This window comes from Enterococcus sp. 3G1_DIV0629, from assembly GCF_002141285.1.
GTDB classification, from domain to species: Bacteria; Bacillota; Bacilli; order Lactobacillales; family Enterococcaceae; genus Enterococcus_B; species Enterococcus_B lactis.
Genome location: NZ_NGLI01000001.1, coordinates 396,272 through 418,495, shown reverse-complemented (window position 1 = coordinate 418,495; position 22,224 = coordinate 396,272). Strand labels below are relative to the sequence as shown.

Annotated in this window: 20 protein-coding genes; 3 read left to right on the top strand and 17 right to left on the bottom strand. The window is 39.6% G+C overall.

Going from position 1 to position 22,224, the window contains the following annotated elements; translation table 11 throughout:
- From glyQ to A5816_RS02045, 7 genes are all read right to left on the bottom strand, one after another.
- Positions 1-918, bottom strand: coding sequence for a glycine--tRNA ligase subunit alpha (gene glyQ / locus A5816_RS02075; protein WP_002305598.1), 918 nt, complete (start codon positions 916-918; stop codon positions 1-3).
- Positions 919-1,303: 385 nt separating this feature from the next.
- Positions 1,304-2,122: a DNA repair protein RecO gene (gene recO / locus A5816_RS02070; protein WP_038398521.1), complete on the bottom strand. Its 819-nt coding sequence runs from the start codon at positions 2,120-2,122 to the stop codon at positions 1,304-1,306.
- 142 nt (positions 2,123-2,264) lie between these two features.
- A complete protein-coding gene (gene era, locus A5816_RS02065; protein ID WP_002288753.1) occupies positions 2,265-3,164 on the bottom strand; it encodes a GTPase Era in 900 nt (299 codons plus the stop codon).
- Positions 3,165-3,178: 14 nt separating this feature from the next.
- On the bottom strand, positions 3,179-3,574 hold the full coding sequence (locus tag A5816_RS02060; protein WP_002316408.1) for a diacylglycerol kinase family protein: 396 nt from the start codon (positions 3,572-3,574) through the stop codon (positions 3,179-3,181).
- On the bottom strand, positions 3,558-4,034 hold the full coding sequence (ybeY, locus tag A5816_RS02055; RefSeq protein ID WP_002291700.1) for an rRNA maturation RNase YbeY: 477 nt from the start codon (positions 4,032-4,034) through the stop codon (positions 3,558-3,560). The genes A5816_RS02060 and ybeY overlap by 17 nt, the downstream gene beginning before the upstream one ends.
- Before the next feature lie 28 nt (positions 4,035-4,062).
- Positions 4,063-6,255, bottom strand: coding sequence for an HD family phosphohydrolase (locus tag A5816_RS02050; RefSeq protein WP_002291699.1), 2,193 nt, complete (start codon positions 6,253-6,255; stop codon positions 4,063-4,065).
- 23 nt (positions 6,256-6,278) lie between these two features.
- Positions 6,279-7,250, bottom strand: coding sequence for a PhoH family protein (locus tag A5816_RS02045; protein WP_002291698.1), 972 nt, complete (start codon positions 7,248-7,250; stop codon positions 6,279-6,281).
- 705 nt (positions 7,251-7,955) lie between these two features.
- On the opposite strand from A5816_RS02045, the gene brnQ reads away from it, so the two are divergent.
- Complete coding sequence (gene brnQ, locus A5816_RS02040) at positions 7,956-9,335, top strand: branched-chain amino acid transport system II carrier protein (protein ID WP_002291696.1); 1,380 nt, start codon at positions 7,956-7,958, stop codon at positions 9,333-9,335.
- Positions 9,336-9,490: 155 nt separating this feature from the next.
- On the opposite strand, the gene A5816_RS02035 is transcribed toward brnQ, so the two are convergent.
- The 3 genes from A5816_RS02035 to A5816_RS02025 all read right to left on the bottom strand — a co-directional run bounded on the left by A5816_RS02035 (position 9,491) and on the right by A5816_RS02025 (position 10,730).
- Complete coding sequence (locus tag A5816_RS02035; RefSeq protein ID WP_002291695.1) at positions 9,491-9,937, bottom strand: GatB/YqeY domain-containing protein; 447 nt, start codon at positions 9,935-9,937, stop codon at positions 9,491-9,493.
- Between the two features lie 26 nt (positions 9,938-9,963).
- Positions 9,964-10,140 (bottom strand): 30S ribosomal protein S21, encoded by a 177-nt coding sequence (rpsU, locus tag A5816_RS02030; protein ID WP_002287321.1) that lies wholly within the window; start codon positions 10,138-10,140, stop codon positions 9,964-9,966.
- Positions 10,141-10,301: 161 nt separating this feature from the next.
- Positions 10,302-10,730, bottom strand: a complete 429-nt coding sequence (locus A5816_RS02025) for a Fur family transcriptional regulator (RefSeq protein ID WP_002287322.1) — start codon at positions 10,728-10,730, stop codon at positions 10,302-10,304.
- Positions 10,731-10,821: 91 nt separating this feature from the next.
- Here A5816_RS02025 and A5816_RS02020 point away from each other — a divergent pair, with 91 nt between their 5' ends.
- Positions 10,822-11,682: a pyruvate, water dikinase regulatory protein gene (locus A5816_RS02020; protein ID WP_002344424.1), complete on the top strand. Its 861-nt coding sequence runs from the start codon at positions 10,822-10,824 to the stop codon at positions 11,680-11,682.
- Between the two features lie 93 nt (positions 11,683-11,775).
- Here the strand turns inward: A5816_RS02020 and A5816_RS02015 are convergent, their stop codons facing one another.
- The 5 genes from A5816_RS02015 to A5816_RS01995 all read right to left on the bottom strand — a co-directional run bounded on the left by A5816_RS02015 (position 11,776) and on the right by A5816_RS01995 (position 17,990).
- The gene (locus tag A5816_RS02015; RefSeq protein WP_002316410.1) at positions 11,776-12,126 is read right to left on the bottom strand and encodes a helix-turn-helix transcriptional regulator; all 351 of its coding nucleotides are present in this window, start codon (positions 12,124-12,126) and stop codon (positions 11,776-11,778) included.
- Positions 12,127-12,141: 15 nt separating this feature from the next.
- On the bottom strand, positions 12,142-13,869 hold the full coding sequence (locus tag A5816_RS02010) for a phospho-sugar mutase (RefSeq protein ID WP_086310564.1): 1,728 nt from the start codon (positions 13,867-13,869) through the stop codon (positions 12,142-12,144).
- 213 nt (positions 13,870-14,082) lie between these two features.
- Complete coding sequence (trxB, locus tag A5816_RS02005) at positions 14,083-15,009, bottom strand: thioredoxin-disulfide reductase (protein ID WP_002291688.1); 927 nt, start codon at positions 15,007-15,009, stop codon at positions 14,083-14,085.
- A gap of 144 nt (positions 15,010-15,153) precedes the next feature.
- A complete protein-coding gene (locus tag A5816_RS02000) occupies positions 15,154-16,587 on the bottom strand; it encodes a 6-phospho-beta-glucosidase (RefSeq protein WP_086310563.1) in 1,434 nt (477 codons plus the stop codon).
- Positions 16,587-17,990, bottom strand: a complete 1,404-nt coding sequence (locus A5816_RS01995) for a 6-phospho-beta-glucosidase (RefSeq protein WP_086310562.1) — start codon at positions 17,988-17,990, stop codon at positions 16,587-16,589. Before A5816_RS01995 ends, A5816_RS02000 begins: the two co-directional genes overlap by 1 nt.
- Positions 17,991-18,219: 229 nt before the next feature.
- Between A5816_RS01995 and A5816_RS01985 the strand changes: the two genes are divergently transcribed.
- Positions 18,220-19,122 carry a MurR/RpiR family transcriptional regulator gene (locus A5816_RS01985; RefSeq protein ID WP_086310561.1) on the top strand — a complete coding sequence of 301 codons (903 nt, stop codon included), beginning with the start codon at positions 18,220-18,222 and terminating at the stop codon, positions 19,120-19,122.
- 40 nt (positions 19,123-19,162) lie between these two features.
- Here A5816_RS01985 and A5816_RS01980 read toward each other — a convergent pair whose 3' ends face one another.
- The gene (locus tag A5816_RS01980; RefSeq protein WP_086310560.1) at positions 19,163-21,049 is read right to left on the bottom strand and encodes a beta-glucoside-specific PTS transporter subunit IIABC; all 1,887 of its coding nucleotides are present in this window, start codon (positions 21,047-21,049) and stop codon (positions 19,163-19,165) included.
- Between the two features lie 96 nt (positions 21,050-21,145).
- The gene (gene licT / locus A5816_RS01975; RefSeq protein WP_086311156.1) at positions 21,146-21,997 is read right to left on the bottom strand and encodes a BglG family transcription antiterminator LicT; all 852 of its coding nucleotides are present in this window, start codon (positions 21,995-21,997) and stop codon (positions 21,146-21,148) included.
- Positions 21,998-22,224: the final 227 nt, after the last annotated feature.

The window sequence follows — 22,224 nt, the reverse complement described above, 5'->3', positions numbered from 1 at the left end:
TTATTCAGCCTCCTTCACGGTTTCTGGATTTGCTGTGTTTTTATTCAACAAAGGGAATCCTAATTTTTCGCGTTCTGCCACAAAGATTTTGGCTACAGCACGAGCCATGTTGCGGATGCGAGAAAGATAACCGGCACGCTCTGTTACGGATACTGCACCGCGGGCGTCTAATAAGTTGAATGTATGGCTACATTTCAAGATATAATCATACGCCGGATGAACAAGATTTTCATCGATACAGCGTTTAGCTTCTTTTTCAAAACGATCAAAGTTGCTTAGTAGCAAGTCTTGGTCGCTTACTTCAAAAGAATATTTAGAATGTTCATATTCTGGTTGTTTGAAGATCTCGCCATATTTCACGCCATCAGCCCATTCTAAATCATAGACACTTTCAACTTCTTGGATATAAGAAGCAAGACGTTCTAATCCATAAGTGATCTCAGAAGTTACTGGTTTGCAAGGCAGTCCACCAACTTGTTGGAAGTACGTGAATTGTGTGATTTCCATTCCGTCAAGCCATACTTCCCAACCCACACCGGCACAGCCCATGGATGGGTTCTCCCAGTTGTCTTCAACAAAACGGATGTCGTGTTCTAATGGATCGATTCCTAAAAGGCGCAAGCTTTCTAAATAAAGCTCTTGGATATTCTCAGGTGAAGGTTTCATCACGACTTGGAATTGATGATGCTGATACAAACGGTTTGGGTTTTCGCCATAACGTCCATCAGCTGGTCGGCGAGATGGCTCTACGTAAGCAGCATTCCAGGGTTCTGGTCCGATTGCCCGTAAAAAGGTATATGGGCTCATCGTACCTGCTCCTTTTTCTGTGTCATAAGCTTGCATCAGCATGCAGCCGTTTGATGACCAAAATTTTTGTAATGTTAAAATCATATCTTGGACGGTCAATTTTTTACTCATCTGTTTTGCCCCTTTCAATTTTAAAACGTTGCTGTCAAATAAGAATACAGGAAAGAAAACGACAAAAAATCCCTATGTCTGATTACAGACATAGGGACGAATAATTCGCGGTTCCACCCTACTTCCGAATAAAGATTCGGCAGCTTCATTTATCGTACTCGCAAGTGCCTCTTCAAAAATCGTTTGGGTCCGGCTCCCACTCTCCCGAACTCGCTAAACCACGTGTTTTTTACTGATCTTGGTCAATGTACGTATTCATTTTGCAGTTTTCTTGTTTCTATAATAGATCTTCTCAGTGAACGATCTATTTGATCTACGGTTAATAATAGACGGAACTCCCTGTGTTTGTCAAATGGTTTTGATTTTTTGTTGTATGTCTCATTTACTATTCTTCTTTTTCAGGTAGATCTTTTTCTTTTTCAGACATGTCTTTCTCTGGCGTCTTTAATACGTGTGCCCAAGACTTCATTTGATCGATGAACTTTTTGCTTTTCAAATGGATACCGACATATTCATCATACAGCTGGTCGATGAGTTCACGGATTGCTTGTTTGGTTTCTTCTTTCAGATGGATTCCACTGATCTTATCATAAGAAATAGCTGAAAACATCCGAACGAAATAAACAGCTCGAGGATCTGCATGATAACGGTGATCGTCCATCGACCAGTGTCTTTCGCATATCACACCACCATATTTGGAAGAATAGTCAAATTTTCCTTTTGTTTCCCCGCATACGACGCAGTGTGTCCAGATTGGTGCAATTCCAAAACGTTGCAGTATTTGGACTTCAAAAATATTCGTGATGATTTCTGCATCATCTCCTTGGTCCATCCGTTGCAGTGCTTGTTGCGTAAACTGGAACAAATGCGGGTCGTACTGATGATCTTCGATTGCCGCATCTACTAGATTCAATAAATATGTGCCATAGCCGCTCAAAAAGATGTCTTCTTGGATGTGTCGAAACGCATGGACATCTTTGACACTGCTTAAAAATGACAAACCTTCACTTCGAAAATTCCCGATATAAACTGCTTCAGTAAAAGGGAGCAAAGCCGGAGCTAATGGCTGATTTTGCCGATGGATCCCTTTGATATAAAACATCATTTTGCCAGAAGATTCCGTAAAGATTTTGACCAATTTATCTTTTTCTTTGTAATTACGGCTAGATAAAATCAAGCCTTTTGATTCTGCAAGCTGGCTCATATTCTCCCTCCTAAAAAATAAATCTGGAAAAGCAGATTCTGCCGATCCAGATCATTTATGTTGCGATCTTCCGCAGCTTTTCTCAACACGCGGATTTTTATCCAGTTTATTTCTATACCTAACTTACAAGAAGCTCAGAATATCAGTATTCGTCTTTTCGGTAGCCGAAGTCTTGCAGATAGACTTTTTTGTCTCGCCAGTCTTTTTGAACTTTGACCCAAAGTTCTAGAAAGACTTTGTCTCCTAAAAGATTTTCGATATCCTTTCTTGCTTTCGTTCCTACTTGTTTCAGCATTTTTCCGCCTTTGCCGATAATGATCCCTTTTTGGCTATCTCTTTCGACGATGATCGTAGCCTGGATATGGATTTTATCATTCTCGTTTCGCTTCATCGAATCAACAACGACTGCGACAGAATGAGGCACCTCGTCTCGTGTTAAAAACAAGACTTTCTCACGGATCAATTCAGAAACGATGAAGTATTCAGGATGATCAGTCACTTGATCATCTGGAAAATATTGTGGGCCCTCTGGCATTTCACTGACTAATACATCCATCAAACGTTCGACGTTGTTTCCTTCTGTAGCAGAAATTGGAATCACTTGTGCAAAGGGCATCTGCGTTGAATAATCTTCGATGATTCCCAACAACTCGTCTGGATGGATTTTATCGATTTTATTGATAATCAGATAAACAGGAGAATGCACGTTTTTTAGACGTTCAATAATAAAATCGTCTCCCCGACCGCGTTTTTGATCAGCGCTGATCATAAATAAGACCGCGTCCACTTCTTTCAACGCACTGTAAGCTGCTTCTACCATAAAATCTCCTAAACGATGCTTTGGTTTATGGATTCCTGGTGTGTCAATAAAAATCAACTGAGCTTCTGGTGTAGTATATACTCCTTGGATTTTATTTCTAGTTGTCTGTGCCTTGTCACTCATGATGGCAATTTTTTGACCCACGATTCGATTCAATAATGTGGATTTTCCTACATTCGGGCGGCCGACGATTGCGACAAACCCTGATTTATGTTCTGGCATATACGTTCTCCTTTTTAATTAAACAACAAATGATATATTTTAGGGACAAATAAAATCAACCCAACGATGACGGCAAAACAAGCGGTCACTAAAACTGCTCCAGCTGCCATATCTTTGATTTTTTTCCCAATCGGATGAAAATGAAAATCCGTAAACATGTCCACGACATTTTCAAAAACAGTATTGATGATCTCTACTATCCATACGAGAAAAACAGCTAAAAGCAGCCATAACCATTCTATCCGATCAAGTTGGAAAATCACGCCCATAAACAAAGCAAGGATTCCGAACGCAACATGTTTCCTCATGTTGCGTTCTTCCTCAAAAACGGTTTTGACTCCTTGGACGGCAAATTCCACGGACATCAGGAAATGTTTGTTTTTCTCTACGTTTTTATCTTTTAAGTCCATAGGCATCTAAGATCTCTTTCTGTAAACCAAACATTTCTTTCTCATCCTCTGGTGTCATATGGTCATACCCGTTGATATGCAAGAATCCATGAACCGCTAAAAAGCCAAGTTCCCGATCATACGAATGGCCGTAAGCTTCTGCTTGCTCTGCGGCACGTTCAGTAGAGATCATGATGTCTCCCAGTACACGAGGCAATGGATTCTCTCCATCTTCAAAAATCACTGGGATTTCGTCTTCGCCCTCTTCTTCCAAGGCAAAACTGATGACGTCTGTCGGTGCATCTTTTCCACGGTAATCACGATTGATTACTTGGATTGCTGCATTGTCCATGAAAGTAACAGACATTTCTGTTTCTTCTGGCAACTCTAAATATGATGCTGCAAATTGCAGCAAGTCGTCGATTTCTTTCATTTTCTCTTCTGAGACTTGGTTTGTTTCATCCATGAAGGTAATATCCATTATACATCGCTTCTTTCTATTCTTCTTGCTATTCTTCTTGTTCTTCTTTTATCTTCTCAACTTCCGATTTCATTTTAGGATATTTGATCCGAGAATGGAAGGTACTGCTTAAACCGCTGATCAATGATTTTTCTACTTTACGGATTTCTTTTAACGTCAATCCACTGTCGTCCAATTGTCCATCGGAAATACGCTCTTCTATAAGATTATGGACAAAACTTTCGATTTTTTCGCTCGTTGGATGGTCCATTGCCCGTACTGCCGCTTCACAACTGTCAGCTATATTGACGATTCCTGCTTCACGGCTTTGAGGTTTTGGTCCAGGATAACGGAATTGCTCTTCCGTGACTTCCGGGTTGCGTTCCTTTGCCTTAACGTAGAAATAACGCATCAGCGTGGTTCCATGATGCTGTCTGCAAATATCGATCACCATTTGCGGCATATTATAATCTTCCAATATTTTGGCACCATCTGTCACATGTCCAAAGATAATATGTTTACTGTCTTCTGGCAATAAGAAATTGTGCGGATTTTCCGCTCCTGAAGGTAAGTTCTCAACGAAAAAGCTGGCGTGTTTGATCTTGCCGATATCATGATAATAGCAAGCTACTCGAGTTAATAAAGAACGTCCACCGATTTCTGCTACAGCATTAGCACTTAGATTGGCTACCATCATGCTATGGTGATACGTACCTGGTGCTTCTTCTAGCAACTGTTTCAATAAAGGATGATTAGGATTGCTGAGTTCATTTAATACGATCACACTATCATCATTGACCATCAATTCAATATAGGGGTGCAGACCTATCGTCAGCAAGAATGAGAACAGTGCACCTGTGAATCCGCAGACTAGCGTTAACCAAGTCGTTGCATCCCCAAAGCTCATTCCTTGGTAGATAATCAAAATGACATCCATCATCACAGGGAAAATAATGACCCACATAGCAGCGGATAACCCTTGTTCTGAGATCCGCTTGCGTCTGACAATCGTTGCCATGAGACCAGAAAATACATAGGACATCAAAATAACTGTCAGAAAGTTCGTGCCAATCGAATCATAAAAAATGAAAAGTGCGGATACTGCTTGGAAAATACCAGCCATAATTCCTGCTCTTCGATTCAAGAAAAAGCTTAAAACAAGTGGAGCAAAAGCCGCGGGGTAAAACAACGGAATATAAGCAGCTTGTTCTGTTTGGAAGAGTTGGAAAAATTTCATTAGTACTACGCTGACTGACATTGCTGTCACATAGAAAAGTACGTATTTTGTTCTTTCTCCTGCGTTTTGGAATTGAAGTGAATTATAAATCAGTACACCGATTTGAAGCAAAACAGCTAAAACCATGGCAATGAGTGGGAAAATCGAAGTCGTTTGATTCGTCAATCCTAGTAATTCCAATTTTTTCATCGCTGAAGCATCAATTTGATTTCCTTCGCGAACAATAATTTCTCCTTGGAAGATCATCACTGGTTGTACAGCTTCTCGTGCAGATTGTTTTAATTCTTCTGTCTTTTTCTCATTCAATACATCATTGACTACAATGCCTTGATCCACTAAGTAGCGAATCATTTGTTGCTGCTCTGTTGTGACATTCAAATACTGAATCTGATCTTCTGCTTCTTGTTTAAAAGCTTCCAATTCGCTTTCACGAACTTGTTTACTCATCTGTTCGTCAATGAGCTTCAAACTTTCATCCCTAACCGTGTGAATTTCCGTTTCAGTCATTTCAAATATCGTCGAATAGAAATTGTTCGGCAGTTTTTGGTAAAACGCAACGTTTTCTGCATTCACGTTTTCAAAATTTTTCTTCAGTGTAGCAATCCGCTCTTCTGTAGTAGGTTTCGGGATATTTTCATCTTCCTTCGCCTTATCTACCTTGTCATTATAAGATTTGTTGATGGTATCATTCGTCTTATCGATCAATTCGAATAATTGCTTGATCCGATTGTTCTGGTCATCTGCCAGATCTTTTTGATAAGTATATTCTGGAGTCACTGCTTCTGCTGCCAGTTTTCTTCTTTGTTCGGTTTCTTCCGTGTTCTCGATCGTTTTATTCGCACGGATACTCTCTTCTGCTACTTGGCCTTCTCTAAAATCATTGGCCTTTTGTTTGACACTACTAAATGTAACGCCGCAGACAATGATAAAAAACAAGAACAGAAGGAAAGGCAATGCTGCCTTTCCGAGTTTTTCTTGTAGTTTCTGCAGTGTTTTATTCAACATGTGCTTATCCTCCTAAGCAAAGCTTATTCTTGATGAAGATCCGCCTTTTCATAAGCTTTGATGATTTCGGCAACTACAGGGTGCCGAACAACGTCACTTGCTTCAAAATTAACAAAATCGATTTTTTTGATTTGCTTTAGTGTTCGCTCTGCATGAACAAGACCGCTTGTCGTCCCTCGAGGCAAGTCTATCTGACTTGTATCCCCATTGACAATCATTTTTGATTGATAACCGAGACGGGTCAAGAACATTTTCATCTGAGCGACTGTCGTGTTTTGTGCTTCGTCCAAGATAACGAATGCATCATCCAATGTCCGCCCCCGCATGTAAGCTAAAGGTGCGATTTCGATCACGCCTCGTTCCATCAATCGGTTCGTATGATCCAATCCAAAAATTTGGTATAAAGCATCATAAACAGGCCGCAGATAAGGATCCACTTTTTCTTTCAGATCCCCGGGTAGAAAGCCTAGGTTTTCCCCTGCCTCCACAGCGGGCCGCGTCAGAATGATTTTTTGCACTTCGCCTTTTTTTAGGGCAGCAATTGCTAATACTACGGCAAGAAACGTTTTCCCTGTTCCGGCTGGCCCTACACCAAATACGATGTCATGTTTGGCTACCGATTCAACGTATTTCTTTTGACCGCTGTTTTTTACCCGTATAGGTTTTCCATTACGGTCTTTGACGATCTCTTCCTCATACATCTCAACAAAATAGTCTAATGTACCTTTTTGCCCCATTTTCAATGCCGTCACAACATCTGGCGTACTTACGTGGATTCCTCGTTTGATCAATTCCTGTAATGTCCGAATGACTGAGGCAGCCAAGGAAATCTGGGATTGCTCACCAATGATCTGAATGATTTCTCCACGTGTATGGATGGTTGTTTCCGTTGTTTCCTCGATCAGTTTTATATGCTTGTCGTGCGCACCTAAAAGCATGCTGACATCATCAGCAGCTGTCAATCTAATCTCTAAAGAACTAGACTCTTCCGTCAAAAATAGACATCCCCTTTTTTTCGATTCATTCTTTCCTATTTTACCATACTCAGAAGAAACTATATAGCAAATAAGAAAAGGTTGTAAAAGAGCCGCTTAACCATACGTACCAAGAAACGTTAAAAAATAGCCGTTTCCATTCGCTAAAGGTCTCATTTTGATAAAAAGAAGCTGAGAAGGTAAGTTATATGAAAGCGGAGAACAAAATATTCCGTTTCATTCAGCAGGTATTCTCTAGGTATTTTTCTTGTTTCAAAAAAAGAAAACAAAATATTTAAAATATTCTTGCATTTCAAAAAAAACAGGTGTATTATTACGTCAACAAATAAACATACAGCAAAGCGTCGAGGAAAACAGTAGGCTATTCAACGATTTATTCCCAGTGAGTCATGTAAGTGAGAAATGACAATAAATCGAATAGACGAACATCATTTCCGAGTCAATGTCGAAAACGTAGATCATTGTGGCTGCCTCCATTATCAGGCTAGCGGATAACTTTATCAAAAAGCGTCCGTGAATGAAGAAGCTTTTTTAAGCGAAAAAAGGTGGTACCGTTCTAGAATCTAGAGCCCTTTTCCCAAGTGGAAAAGGGCTTTTTTTATATTTTAAGGTGGTGGTTTTCATGGAATCTGATATTAGTGGCATTACTAATTGCTGCAACGTTTATATCGTCAATCAAAATGATAATTATTGGAGGAAAAATTTATGGAAGAAACAAAAACTTATTCATGGAAACAACTATTGATGGTCAGTTCACTTATCTTCGGGATGTTCTTCGGGTCAGGTAATCTAATCTTTCCTGTCCACTTAGGTCAAATGGCTGGCGCAAACTGGGTCAGTGCTGGCGTAGGATTTGCCATCTCAGGCGCTCTTTTCCCATTACTAGCTATCTTAGCTGTAGTAGTGACAAAAAGTGATGGTCTGTATGACTTAGCTAAACCTGTCGGAAAATGGTATGCTGCCTTGTTCTTAATCCTTGTTCATTTGACGATCGGACCATTTTTCGGTACACCACGGACAGCTGCTACTGCTTTTGAAATGGCTGCTAAACCATTTTTGCCTGAAAAATATAATTCATTAGGTATGTTTTTATTCTCTGCTCTTTTCTTTTTACTTGCTTATTTCCTTACTGTCCATCCCACACGGTTGGTCAAATACGTCGGAAAGTATCTAAACTCCTTGTTTCTTGCATTATTAGCAATCATTTTTGTCGTTTCTTTATTCCACCCAATGGGAAATCTAAATCAATCTGCTGCAGATACTTACCAAACAAACGCTTTAACAAATGGTGTCCTAGAAGGTTATAACACGGTTGATGCAGTAGCTTTGCTTGCTCTAAGTGTCACTTTTGTCCATGCAGTCCGTGACCTTGGTTTCAAAGATAAAAAAGTCACAGAATTAACAGCAAAAGCTGGTAGCCTGAGCGTTGCGCTAGAAGTCATGATCTATTTTGGTCTTGTTCTTCTCGGTGCGATGAGTTTGAATAAAATGTCTTTATCAGAAAATGGCGGAACTGCACTTTCTCAGATCACTAATTTTTATTTAGGTAACTTCGGCGCTAGCTTCTTAGGAGTGATGGTCACATTAGGTGTCTTCACTACCGCTATGGGACTCGTTGTTTCTTTTGCACAAGATTTCCATAAACTGTTCCCTAAAGTCAGTTATATGACATGGCTGCGGTTAACGACTTTCGTCTCTTTTGTCGTTGCAAATGCTGGTTTGGACAATATCATCCAATGGTCTTTACCAGTATTGATGCTTTTGTACCCATTGTCGCTTGCGTTGATCTTGCTTTCCTTAACAGCAAAATTTTTCCAAAAGACACCATTTGTCTATCAAGTAACGATGTTGTTTGCTGCTGTTCCCGCCGTATTGGATATGCTGGCAAATTCGCCTGCTTTAGTGAGTCAACAAAGAGTTGTAGCAAGCATGCTCGAATTTTATCATCATCACGTTCCTTTTGCTGCATTAGGACTTGGCTGGATGGTCCCAACGTTACTTGGTTACGCTGGCAGCCTACTCTTCTATTACGCCTATCGCCTATCAGGGTATAAACAAGAAGCGAATGAACTACCAGAAGAATAACCAAATCAAACACAATTTAACATAAGAAATATTAAACAGGAAAAAAACAGCTAGATGAAAGAATCTTATTCTTTCGTCTAGCTATTTTTTAGATCTCTTTTTTACGAGCACAAAAAAACTGCGGACAATGATTGTCCGCAGTTTAAATGATAAAATTAAGATTGTAATAGTTCTTTCACAATGGCATTTACTTGGTTTCCATCTGCTTTTCCTTTGACTTTAGGCATGATCGCACCCATGACTTTGCCAAATTCTTTCATTGATGAAGCACCAGTTTGCGTGATTGCTTCTTGAACAAGTTGTCGAATTTCTTCGTCAGAAAGTTGTTCCGGCATGTATTTTTCGACTATCACAATTTCACTTTTTACTTTTTCAGCTAAATCGTCACGTCCTGCTTCTTCAAACTCATGCAAAGAATCACGTCGCTGTTTCATTTCTCGAGACAACACCGTTAATTCTTCTTCTTCTGTCAAGTCGTGACCTTCTTTAATCTGCTCGTTTTGTATAGATGACTTGATCATTCGGATGACTTGTAAAGATTCCTTATCTTTCGCTTTCATCGCTGTTTTCATGTCATCGTTTAATCTACTTAGTAGTGACACACTACCAACTCCAATTCATCACAGAACTAGAATTTTTTGCGTTTTCTAGCTGCTTCAGATTTTTTCTTGCGTCTTACACTTGGTTTTTCGTAGAATTCACGTTTACGAGATTCTTGTAAAGTACCCGCTTTTGACACGGAACGTTTGAAGCGACGAAGAGCATCGTCAAGTGATTCGTTTTTGCGAACGACTGTTTTTGACATGTTAATTCCCTCCCTCCGAGCTTAAAAAGTAACCGTAATTGTTATTGAAATATATCTCAAAAAACAAGACTGTCCTGTAAATATTATATCTAATGCTGTTTTGACCGTCAAGGAAATCTTGCTTTTTTTTAAAATTATCAAATGTTATTTTATTTAAATCCTTATTGACAATTTTCACATCTTCCGAAAATCTCGAATCTATGCCCTTCGATCGTACATCCACCGAGCTGTTCTTCGAAATAATTCATTGGACACATATGGATTTCTTTCGTTGTTCCGCACACCGTACAGATAAAGTGATGGTGATGGCCGATTTCCCCTTGACAGCAATGAAAACGAAACTTCATCTCTCCATTTAAATCGGTTTCTTCCAGTAAATCGATTTCTGCAAAATCATGGAGATTTCGATAAATCGTATCGTAACTTACTCCTTTGAATTCCTGATTCATATAGTCAAAAACTTCTTTAGCGGATACGTAGCGATTGCGCTTCACTAAATAAGTTAACAATGCTTCTCTTTTTTTAGTATATTTAAAACCGTTATTTTTCAATGTTTCTAGTGATTGTTCGATCAATGTCTGTTTTTTCATGACTTATCCCTCCAAATCAAAATGATTACGAAGTACACATTCTAGAGTATGGTATAATAAACATAAAAAAAATGCAAGTGAGGTTTTATCCATGTCTTCCGATTCTACAGAAATCGTTACTTTTTTTGTCATCTCCGACTCTGCTGGAGAAACTGCGACAAAACTAGCGCAAGCCACTATGGCCCAATATCCTACCGTTGAGTTCAATTTATTCCGCAGAACATTTGTGACAGATGAGAAAACATTGATGCAGGCACTGCAAGATGCACTAGAAGAAAAAGCCCTTGTCCTGCACACATTGATCAATCAAGAATTGATCGAGATGACGCGTTCTTTTTGTGAAGAACATCAATTATTTAGTTTTGATGTGATGACTCCGCCGATATCAGAAATCGAGCGCTTAACTGGTATCAAGCCCATTCGGCAACCTGGCGCCCTTCATTTATTGAATGAAAACTATTTCAAACGGATCAAAGCAATGGAATTTGCTGTAAAATACGATGACGGGAAAGATCCTCGTGGGTTTCTAGAAGCAGATGTCGTTTTGCTAGGCGTATCCAGAACTTCCAAAACGCCTTTGAGCTTGTTTTTAGCTAACAAAAATTTAAAAGTTGCCAATCTACCTTTGATCCCACAAGCACATATTCCCAAACAGCTTTGGGAGATCGATCCTAAAAAAATCGTGGGACTGACGAATAACCCAGATATTTTAAACAATATCCGTAAAGAACGGATGCGCTCTTACGGATTAAATCCTGATACTGCTTATTCCGATATCGAAAAAATACGAGCTGAACTCGATTTTGCGAATGATCTTTATGAAAAACTGGGCTGCGTAGTAATCAATGTCGCTTCTTTATCTATCGAAGAAACAGCTTCGCTTATTTTGAATGCTTTAGACCTAGAAGATCATAGTTATTATGGAACTGAAACCACCGAAGAAACAGACTAATAGTTTTTCTTGTCTTTTTCTTAAAAAAACTGGACTGTGTCAGCGAAGAAGATTCGTTGATACAGTCCAGTTTGTCTCTATTTGCACCTATCGTTATTGATGTTCCACATGTTTGAGCGTCTGGTTCAAAATATCCAGTACGTGAGAATCATCAAGACTATACAAAATCGCTTTTCCCTCACGATGGGACTTGACGACATGGTTTTCTCTTAATAAACGCAGTTGATGCGATACAGCAGATTGTTCCATTTCCACTGCTTGGGTGATTGCTGTCACATTTTGTTCCCCGTCTTTCAGATACAGCAGAATTTTGAGACGAGTGGGGTCACTCAACATTTTGAATAGTTGGCTGACTTTCTCTACTTTTGTTTTTTGCGTGTCTGGCAATCCATTCACCTCCAACTTGAAAAAAGACTGACTTCTAAAGTTTACCACTTTTTCCATCAGTCTCAAGTTTTTTTATTCTTCTGTCATTTTTTTGATAATTGCTTCATAAGCGGCTACTTTTTCAGCTGCGTCTTCTGAAGAGCTTCCTTTTACACCGATATAAAATTTGATTTTTGGCTCAGTTCCTGAAGGACGGATAGCGATCCAGCCATTTTCTTCCAGCGTATACTTCAATACGTCAGATGGCGGTGTCGTTAGTTTTTCTACGTTTCCTTCACGGTCTGTTCTCGTCAACTCTTTAAAGTCTTCTGTTTGGATGACTTTTGCTCCGGCAAATTCTGTCGGTGCTTCTTCACGGAATTTTTCCATCAAAGCAGAGATTTTCGCAGAACCTTCTTGTCCGCTCATTGTCACAGAAATCGTTTTTTCTGCGTAGTAGCCATAGGTTTCAAAAATCGTTTGCAAGCCGTCATACAACGTTTTGCCTTGTTTTTTATAGTAAGCTGCTACTTCTGCTAATAAGAGCAATGCTTGGATCGCGTCTTTGTCGCGAACGAAAGGTTTAACTAAATAACCGTAACTTTCTTCGAATCCGAACATAAAAGTATGGGAATGATTTTCTTCAAATTGTTGAATTTTTTCAGCAATGAATTTGAATCCTGTCAATACATTGAACATGGTAGCACCATAGTGTTCCGCAATTGCTGTAGGCAATTCGCTAGAAACAATCGATTTCAATACCGCTGCGTTTTCAGGTAAAGTGCCTCGCGATTGGTGTGCTTCCAAAATATATTGAGCAAACAGTGCTCCGATTTGGTTTCCGGTCAATACTTCATAGGAGCCATTTGGCAAACGAACGGCTGCACCTAAACGGTCTGCATCAGGATCTGTTGCAATCAGCAAGTCAGCGCCTTCTTTCTCGCCAAGTCGCATCGCATACTCAAAAGCAGAGTGTTCTTCTGGATTTGGTGATTTGACTGTAGTGAAATCTGGGTCTGCGACAGCTTGTTCTGGAACTAGTACGAATTGTTCGAATCCAGCTTGTTTCAACGCACGTTCACCCAACATTTTTCCTGTTCCGTGAAGTGGTGTGTACACAAGTTTCAAATCTTTCCCCATTGTTTCCACCAATTCATGATCAATCGTTACTGCTTTGATTTCTTCTAGATAAGCGGCATCCACTTCTTCTCCGATAATCGTGATCAATCCGCTATGTTCAGCTTCTTCGTCAGATAATACTTCAACTTTTAACGGATTGCTGACTTCACGGACATATTTCGTCAATGCATCTGCGTCTGCAGGAGGCATTTGTCCCCCATCTTCTCCGTAGACTTTATATCCGTTGTAAGCTGCTGGATTGTGGGATGCGGTTACCATGATTCCCGCAAACGTCTTCAAATGACGGACTGCAAAAGAAAGCTCTGGTGTTGGACGTAGACTTTCGAATACATAAGATGGGATATTGTGATGTGCTAATGTTTTGGCTGCTTCCATGGCAAATTCTGGCGATTGATGGCGTGAGTCATAAGCGATAGCGACACCTCGGCGTTTTGTTTCTTCACCTTGTGTATCCATGAAACGTGCAAGTCCTTCTGTTGCTTGTCTTACCGTATAGATGTTCATTCGATTGATCCCAGGTCCTAAGATTCCCCGCATGCCTGCAGTACCGAATTCCAACGGTGCATAAAAAGCATCTTCAAGTTTTTCAGGATCTTCACCCAGATCATTTAATTGTTTTTTTAAGTTTTCTTCTAAATTTTCTTCATGTACCCATTGTTCATACACTTGTTCCCAAGACATGAAAATAACACCTCTTTCTGAAATATGGTTCTTAATAAGTATAGCATTCACTTATTAGATATGAAAGTATGAGGGCCAAAAAACGCTTAAATCAAGAAAGGATTCTTTTATCAAGCACGGTTGCAAGTATTCGCATAAATCGGATTCAGTAGAATTCACGCGAAAAAAAAGAGTAAAAGAACAATTGAAACCGTTCTTTCACTCTTTTTAAACTTATGCAGTTGTTTCTTCTAAAGATTCCAAGTATTTATACACTTGTTGTCCAGCGATCCCACCATCACCAACAGCAGTAGTGATTTGTCGCAAATCTTTTTCACGAACATCTCCGATGGCAAAAACGCCTGGTATATTCGTCTTCATTTCGTTGTCTGTTGGAATCCAGCCAGCTTCGTTCGTCAACCCTGCTTCTCTAAATGGTGCAGTTAATGGATCCAGTCCAACATAGATGAATACTCCGTCTGCTGCCAAATCAAACTCATTGCCGGTTTTGACATTACGTGCTTTCACACCTGTCACTACCATTTCATTCCCAACGATTTCGTCAACGACTGTATCCCACATAAAGGAAATTTTTTCATTCGCAAATGCACGGTCTTGGATGATCTTTTGTGCACGTAATTCATCTCTACGGTGGACGATGACTACTTCAGAAGCAAATTGTGTCAAATAAATGGCTTCTTCTACTGCTGAGTCTCCTCCTCCGATCACTACTAGACGTTTGTTACGGAAAAATGCACCATCACAAACTGCACAGTAAGAAACGCCACGTCCAGCAAATTCTTCCTCGCCAGGTACGCCTAATTTACGGTGGATACAGCCTGTTGCGATAATGACTGTTTTTCCTTCGTAAGTTTTATCTTCACAAATAACTTCTTTGTGGCTGCCGTGATCCTTGATATCTTGCACGATTCCATAAGCATTTTCTGTCCCAAATCTTGAAACACCTTCATACATCTTATAAGCTAGATCAGGACCCATGATTGAATCGAAACCAGGATAGTTTTCGATTTCTGCCGTATTGTTCATTTGGCCGCCAGGGGCGCCTTGTTCGATCATCAATACGGATAAGTTTGAACGTGAAGCATATAAAGCAGCAGTCATCCCAGCAGGACCTGCGCCAATAACGATTACATCATACATATGTAGATTCTCCTTTACTTAATCAAGTAAGCATACTTTACAGCCAATGCGAAAAAAAGTCTATTGTTCTGCTTGCGTTTCTCGAATAGCTTTATTATACTCGAAAAATCCGCTGAAAAACAATAGACTTTTATAAATCATTGATCAATCGTTCGAAAGATTTTCTCCATTTGAATCAATTACTTTTTTATACCAGTTGAATGATTTCTTCTTCGAACGGACTAATGTGCCATTTCCTTCGTTGTCACGATCGACATAAATGAATCCGTACCTTTTCTTCATCTCACCTGTACCAGCTGATACTAAATCAATACATCCCCAAGTCGTATAGCCTAATAGATCAACTCCATCTAATTCTACTGCATCTTTCATTGCCTGGATATGTGCTGCCAGATAGTCGATTCGATAGTCATCTTCCACATAACCATTCTCATCAGGCGTATCGACTGCACCTAAGCCGTTTTCTACAATAAATAGTGGTTTTTGATAACGATCATAAATATCATTCATCGTTATTCTCAAGCCTAATGGATCAATTTGCCAACCCCATTCACTTGCTTCCAGATATGGATTTTTGACAGAAGCAAAGATATTTCCTGCAGTCTGTTCCAAGAGTTCGTTGTCAGTAGTCGAAACTCGAGAAGAATAGTAAGAAAAGGAGATAAAATCAACAGTATGTTCTTTCAGCAATGCGGCATCCCCAGGTTCCATTTCGATCTGAATGCCATTTCGTTCCATTTCTTTCAATGCATAAGCGGGATATTCTCCTCGTGACTGGACATCAATGAAGAAATAATTTTCTCGATCTGATTTTCTAGAAGCCCAAACATCTTCAGGATTGCAAGTGTATGGATAATATGCTCCTGCTGCCAGCATACAGCCTACTTTGTTCTCCGGATCTACTTCATGAGCAATCTTCGTTGCGATGGCACTTGCAACCAACTCATGATGTGCCGCTTGATATTTGATTTGTTCTTCATTTTCTCCTTCTTCAAAATACAGCCCTGCGCCCATGAATGGTGCATGAAGGATCATATTGATCTCATTGAATGTCAACCAATATTTGACAAGTCCTTTATAGCGATTGAAGATGACTCGGCACAGATTTTCATAAAAACCAACGAGTTCTCTGGAACGCCACGCACCATATTCTTTGATCAAATGCATCGGACAATCAAAATGTGTAATCGTCACAAGCGGCTCGATTCCGTACTTTTGACATTCTTTAAAGACATCCTCATAAAATTTCAAACCAGATTCATTTGGCTCTTTTTCATCGCCCATTGGAAAAATACGACTCCAAGCAATGGACATCCGATAAGTCTTGAACCCCATTTCTGCAAACAAAGCAATATCTTCCTTATAATGATGATACATATCGATCGCAATTTTTGCTGGATAAAAATGATCCTCATCAAATTCAAACATTTTCTTTTTTCCAGTAATGACAGGAAAACGGTCTTCTCCGATTGGCACAACATCTACGTTCGCTAACCCACGTCCGCCTTCATCATAACCGCCCTCGCATTGATTGGCTGCTGTAGCACCGCCCCATAAAAAATCTTTTCTGAATCCCATCATACTTCCTCCATTACATGTGAATTGCTTGATAATTCTCTTGCCAGTTCATCTTGGACTTCGATTCCTTCTGCTTTTAACCGGCTGATTGTTTCCTTGAACTGCGGTAAATACTGCTGATGTGCAATAAACAACTCATCCATGATCCGTTTTGCTGTCTTTCCTGATCGTATAAGTGGATTGATCGTAAACGCTTGTAAAGCTGTTCCATAATCACCAGTCACGGCTGCTTCGATCGTCAGCAATTCCATATTCTTCATTACTTGCAACCACCCTCTTTCAGCAGCAGGAAGGGAACCAAACGCTACATTTCGTGCGCCTTGTGCGCCAACATAGGCAGTGACTTCTACTACACAATCTGCCGGCAGATCAGGAACAGCGCCATCATTCTTTGTAGATACCACGATCTGTGTTTCTTTATTTCCATAGATCGAAGCAATCGTTTCACAGGCAGCATCTGAATAATAAGCACCACCTCGTTTTTGCAATTGTTCAGGTTTATGATTCAATTCTGGATCTTTGTATAATTCAAACAGCTCTGCTTCTGTTTCTTTCACTTGCTGCGCTCTTGTACCAATCGTTTGATATTCTTCTAAAGCATGTTCCAGCATTTCTTCTTCACGATAGTAATAGCGGTGGTAGCCACAAGGGATCATGTTCATTTGTTTTAATTGTTCTTTAAAAAACGGGATATCAAAGATATTTTTCGGCAATCCATTGTCTTCATCGTATAAACGATCAATCAATTCTGCCGTGCGGTCATTTCCTTTATTATCTGCTACTTTGTGCCAATGGAAGTGATTTAGACCGGCAAACTTGTAGATCAGCTCTTCTTTTTTCTTGCCAAGCATTGCTGGTTCTGTCATCATCGCCATTACTGGCACATTGCATAATCCGATCACTTTATCCCATTTGCCATATCTGATAACTGCTTCTGTCACCATCCCACTTGGGTTCGCGAAATTGATTAGCCAAGCATTTGGACATAAACGCTTCATGTCTTCAACGATTGCCAAAACCACTGGAACGGTACGAAAAGCTTTGAATATCCCGCCAGCACCATTTGTTTCTTGCCCAATCATCCCATAATAACTAGGGATCCGCTCGTCTTTGATTCGTGCATCTAATTGACCGACACGAAACTGAGTCGTAACAAAATCCGCATCTTTCAATGCTTCTTCCCGATCCAGAGTTGCATAAATTTTGACTTCATACGGAGAAGCATCCCACATACGCTGAGACATCTGACTGACGATCTCAAGCTTTTCTTTTCCTTCTTCTACATCTACGAGCCAGATTTCTCGTATCGGTAATTCCTCATATCTTTTGATAAATCCTTCCATCAACTCGGGGGTGTAACTGCTGCCTCCACCAATCGTAGCGATTTTGATTCCTTTTGCCATGTTCTCACTCCTTTACTTTTTACACTTTTATTATCTTTTTTGTAAACAAAACAAACAATAGAAATTCGTTTCTTTCCAGTAAGATTTACAAAAGTTAGTGTTTTCTATTGGATTTTTGTAAATATCTTGTCAAAAAACGTCTTTTTTAAGCTGTACAACATAAATTCGTTTACAAATCATTTTCAAAAAAGTTATAATTTACGTAAAAAAACAAGAAGAAGGTATCTACATGTTATTACGTGAAAAAATTAAAGAAATCTCCTTTTCTCCTTCAGAAAATGAAGTGATTCAGTTTCTCTTAAGTGATTATCCAGCACTTGGCGAAATGACCATCCAAGAGATCGCTGAGCGATGTTATGTCCACCCGTCCACACTCATCCGTGTAGCAAAAAAAATGGGTTTTGATGGCTGGGTCAGTTTTCGTAATGCTTTTTTAGCTGAAACAGCCTATCTTGAAGGGAATTTTCAAGACGTAGATGCGAATCTTCCTTTTTCCACCACAGACGGTATTATGACGATCGCAAATAAAATGGCTTCTTTAGAACAGATGACGATTCAAGATACACTTTCTCTCATTCATCATGACCAACTGCAAAAAGCCAAACAACTAATGCTTCAAGCAAAAAAAATCGTGATTTTCGCCAGTAACTCGAATACTTTGATTTCTCAAGATTTCATGCTGAAAATGAAGCGCATCAAAATGGATGTCACGATTGTCACCACTTTTGGTGAATCGTTCTATGAAGCGTACAATTGCACGAGTGATATGTGCGGGATTCTGATTTCTTATACGGGTGAAAACAATGTGATCCTTCGTACCGCAGAAATATTGAAACAAAATCATGTTCCAATTTTAGCTTTGACCAGTATCGGTGATTCAACTCTATCCTCAATGAGTACAGCCGCTTTGCGACTTACGACACGCGAGCGACTGTATTCAAAAATTGGTAATTTTACGATCAATACATCGATTTGTTATCTTCTAGACGTGTTATATAGTTGTGTTTTTGCAGAAAATTATCAACAGAATTTAGTCCATCTAATCTCTGTAGGACAAAAATTCGATAAACGCCCTATCAGCTCGGCCATCATGAAAGAGCCTTTCAATTTCGAAAATAAAGAAGTGGAATAAAAAGAATAGTTAAGCCTAGTCCATTCTTTCACCTAACCGTTCAGGTCAGTGCGGTGATAAGTGCATCGTCTGGCCCGACCGTCTCCCCTTGATTTTCTAAAATATCTAAATAATCCGTGTAATTGGTGACGATCACAGGTGTTTCTAAACTGTATCCTTCCTCTTCGATTTTCTTTTTGTCGAAGCGGAGCAACAGATCGCCTTGTTTCACTCTTTCTCCTTGCTGCACCAAGCTTTCAAAATATTTCCCTTCCAACTGAACAGTATCCAATCCGACATGAATCAGCAATTCCAGACCTGTTTCAGAAACCATTCCAATTGCATGTTTCGTCGGGAACAGGGTCATGACTGTTCCGTCAAAAGGGGCACGTACTTCTCCTTTTTCAGGGTAGATCAAGATTCCTCGACCTAGTGTTCCTTGTGCAAAAGCTGCATCCTTTGCTGCATTCAGTGGAGCGATTTGTCCTTGTATCGGTGTTTTTACAATTTCTTTACCTGATTTTTTCTGTATAGCATCTGTTTCATCTGCTTCATCCTTCCAAAAGAAAAAAGTCAGCGCAAAGGATACCACCATCGCAATGGCGATACCAATCAATACATTAATCACATCTGTTAAATCACCATCTGGTCTAATATAGTTGGGAATTGTAAAGATGCCTAGTCCACCTTGATTCCAAGAAGTTAAATTCATTAACCCACTATACGCGCCCCCTAACGCACCACCGACACAGGTAAAAATAAATATTTTTTTACGTGGTAATGTAAACCCATAAATAGCTGGCTCTGTAATCCCCACAATACCAGAAACAATGGCTGGTATTGCGATTGCTTTGTCTTTTGGGTTTCTAAGCTTAAAGTAGAGTGCAGTAAGTGCTGCAGTTTGTCCAAAAGACACTACTGCAACAGGTGTCATGATATTTTGCCAGCCATTCACAGAAAATTGCATCAATCCCATTGGTACGATTGCCCAATGGAGACCAAACATCACCAGAATTTGCCAGAAGAAGCCTACGATTGCTCCATAAATAACTGGCGAAAGTGCTAAAAGTGTTTCAAATCCAGCCATTAAAATATCAGTTGCGAATGTGAATGCTGGTCCAACGAGTAAAAAACCTAAGGGCATTGTAATAAGAACGGTGAAGAATGGAACGAAGAAATTCGCGATCATCTCAGGTACTAACTTTTTAATTGGCTTCTGAATTTGGCTAGCTAACAACACAATAAAGATAATGGGAATGACAGAAGAAGCGTAGTTACGCGCAATCCAGGGTATGCCAAATACTGTTTGATAAATAGGTGCTTCAAAAATAGTACCAGAAAATATGGTCGTCAGTGGTGCTTCTGCTGCACCACTCAAAGCTTCCAGCGACAAGTTAGGATTCATTAATGCTGCGCCAAGCAACATCCCTACGAATTCATTTACTTTAAATTTACGGGCAGCTGTTAAACCGATAATAACAGGCATAAATTGGAATACAGAATCACCGATATTGTCGAACATAACAAATGTTCCAGAACCGCGATCAAACGCGCCTAAGAAGACAAGTAATGCTGTCAGTCCACGAATCATCCCACCAGCAGCTAGGATAGCAAGGAATGGCTGGAAACATCCCGATATTCCATCAATAAGCATATCAAACGGTCTCATTTTTTCTGTTGAAACAGCCTCATCAAAAGTAAGGTTTCCTGCTTTTATAACCTCTTCAAACACGACTGGCACATGATTCCCGATGACAACTTGGTACTGTCCTCCCGCTCGCATTACCGTCACAATACCGTCCGTATTTTTCAAGATCTCATCATTTGCTTTTTCTTCGTTTTTTAATTTGAAACGAAGCCTTGTGATACAATGTGTCAAACCATTGATATTTTCCTTCCCGCCGACATTTTCTACAATTTTGCTCGCTAATTCTTGGTATTTTCCCATTTCTATTCCCTCCAATTTATTAGTGGAAGGTTTAGCCAACTGAATGTCACTACCCTTATTTCATACGTTCTTGTTAATTTATCCTCCTTTTTTTATTTATTTACAACGATTCTCATGCACTAAACGCGCAGTATGGATCGTTAAATACATTTTTTCGTCCGTGGACATCTGGTAGTTGAATGCCTCGGCTAAAAAGTCTGCTATTTTCTCAACGCAACTAAACGTATCCTTATATTTTTTTTGAATAACTTGGAACAATTCCTCAGAAACTTCTCCCACTTCTGATTTCGCTCCATCTAGGACGCGTGTCAGAAAAAAACGCAGGTGTGTGACAAATCGAAAAAAATGGACTGAATCTTCATCAAAAGTAATCTTATAGTAATAGCGGACGATATTTAAAATATCCTGTATTGTTGTGGTAAACAGGTAGGTATTGTCTTGCTGGCTTTGAATGCCTTGTGCATTGACTAAATGCAATGCGATAAATCCGGCTTCGTCTTCTGATAACTTGATGTGGTATTTATCCGAGATTTTCTTCACTGTTTTTTTCCCGATGGCATACTCTTTAGGAAACAGTTGTTTGATATCATACAGCAATACATTTGGTACAAATATTCCCATTTTGTGACGTTCGATAGCCGTATACAAATGATCCGTCAATGCAATATATACAGAATCATTCAAATGGACTTGTAGAGCCTCTTTTGTATATTCAATGATTTCACAAGAAATTTCTAAGTACTCAAGAGGAATCGCTTGTGCCAATTCTTGGAACTGTTGTGAAAGTCCGTCATTTGTCAACTGAAATTTTTTGTCGATGCATGAGTCAAAAATCGGGTCACCCACTTTCTTTTTGAATGCCAAACCTTTTCCCATCACAATCATTTCCTGATTTCTTTCATTCCTGGTTATTACGACGTTGTTATTTAGTACTTTCTCAATCAGCATGTTTTGCTCCTTTCCATGATTATATAGGGCTGTATCCAAAACAAAAAGAAAAACCCAAAAAGCCGTCCATGGAACCATGGGAGACTCATCAGGTTTAGCTTGCATCAGGCAATCACTATCCAAGTTGTATCGTTTTCTTTATATTATCGAAAGCAAACGCTTTTGTCAACGCTTTCTTAGCGCCTATTAGGCACTTCTGACTAGCTGTCGAATCTTTTTTTAAATCT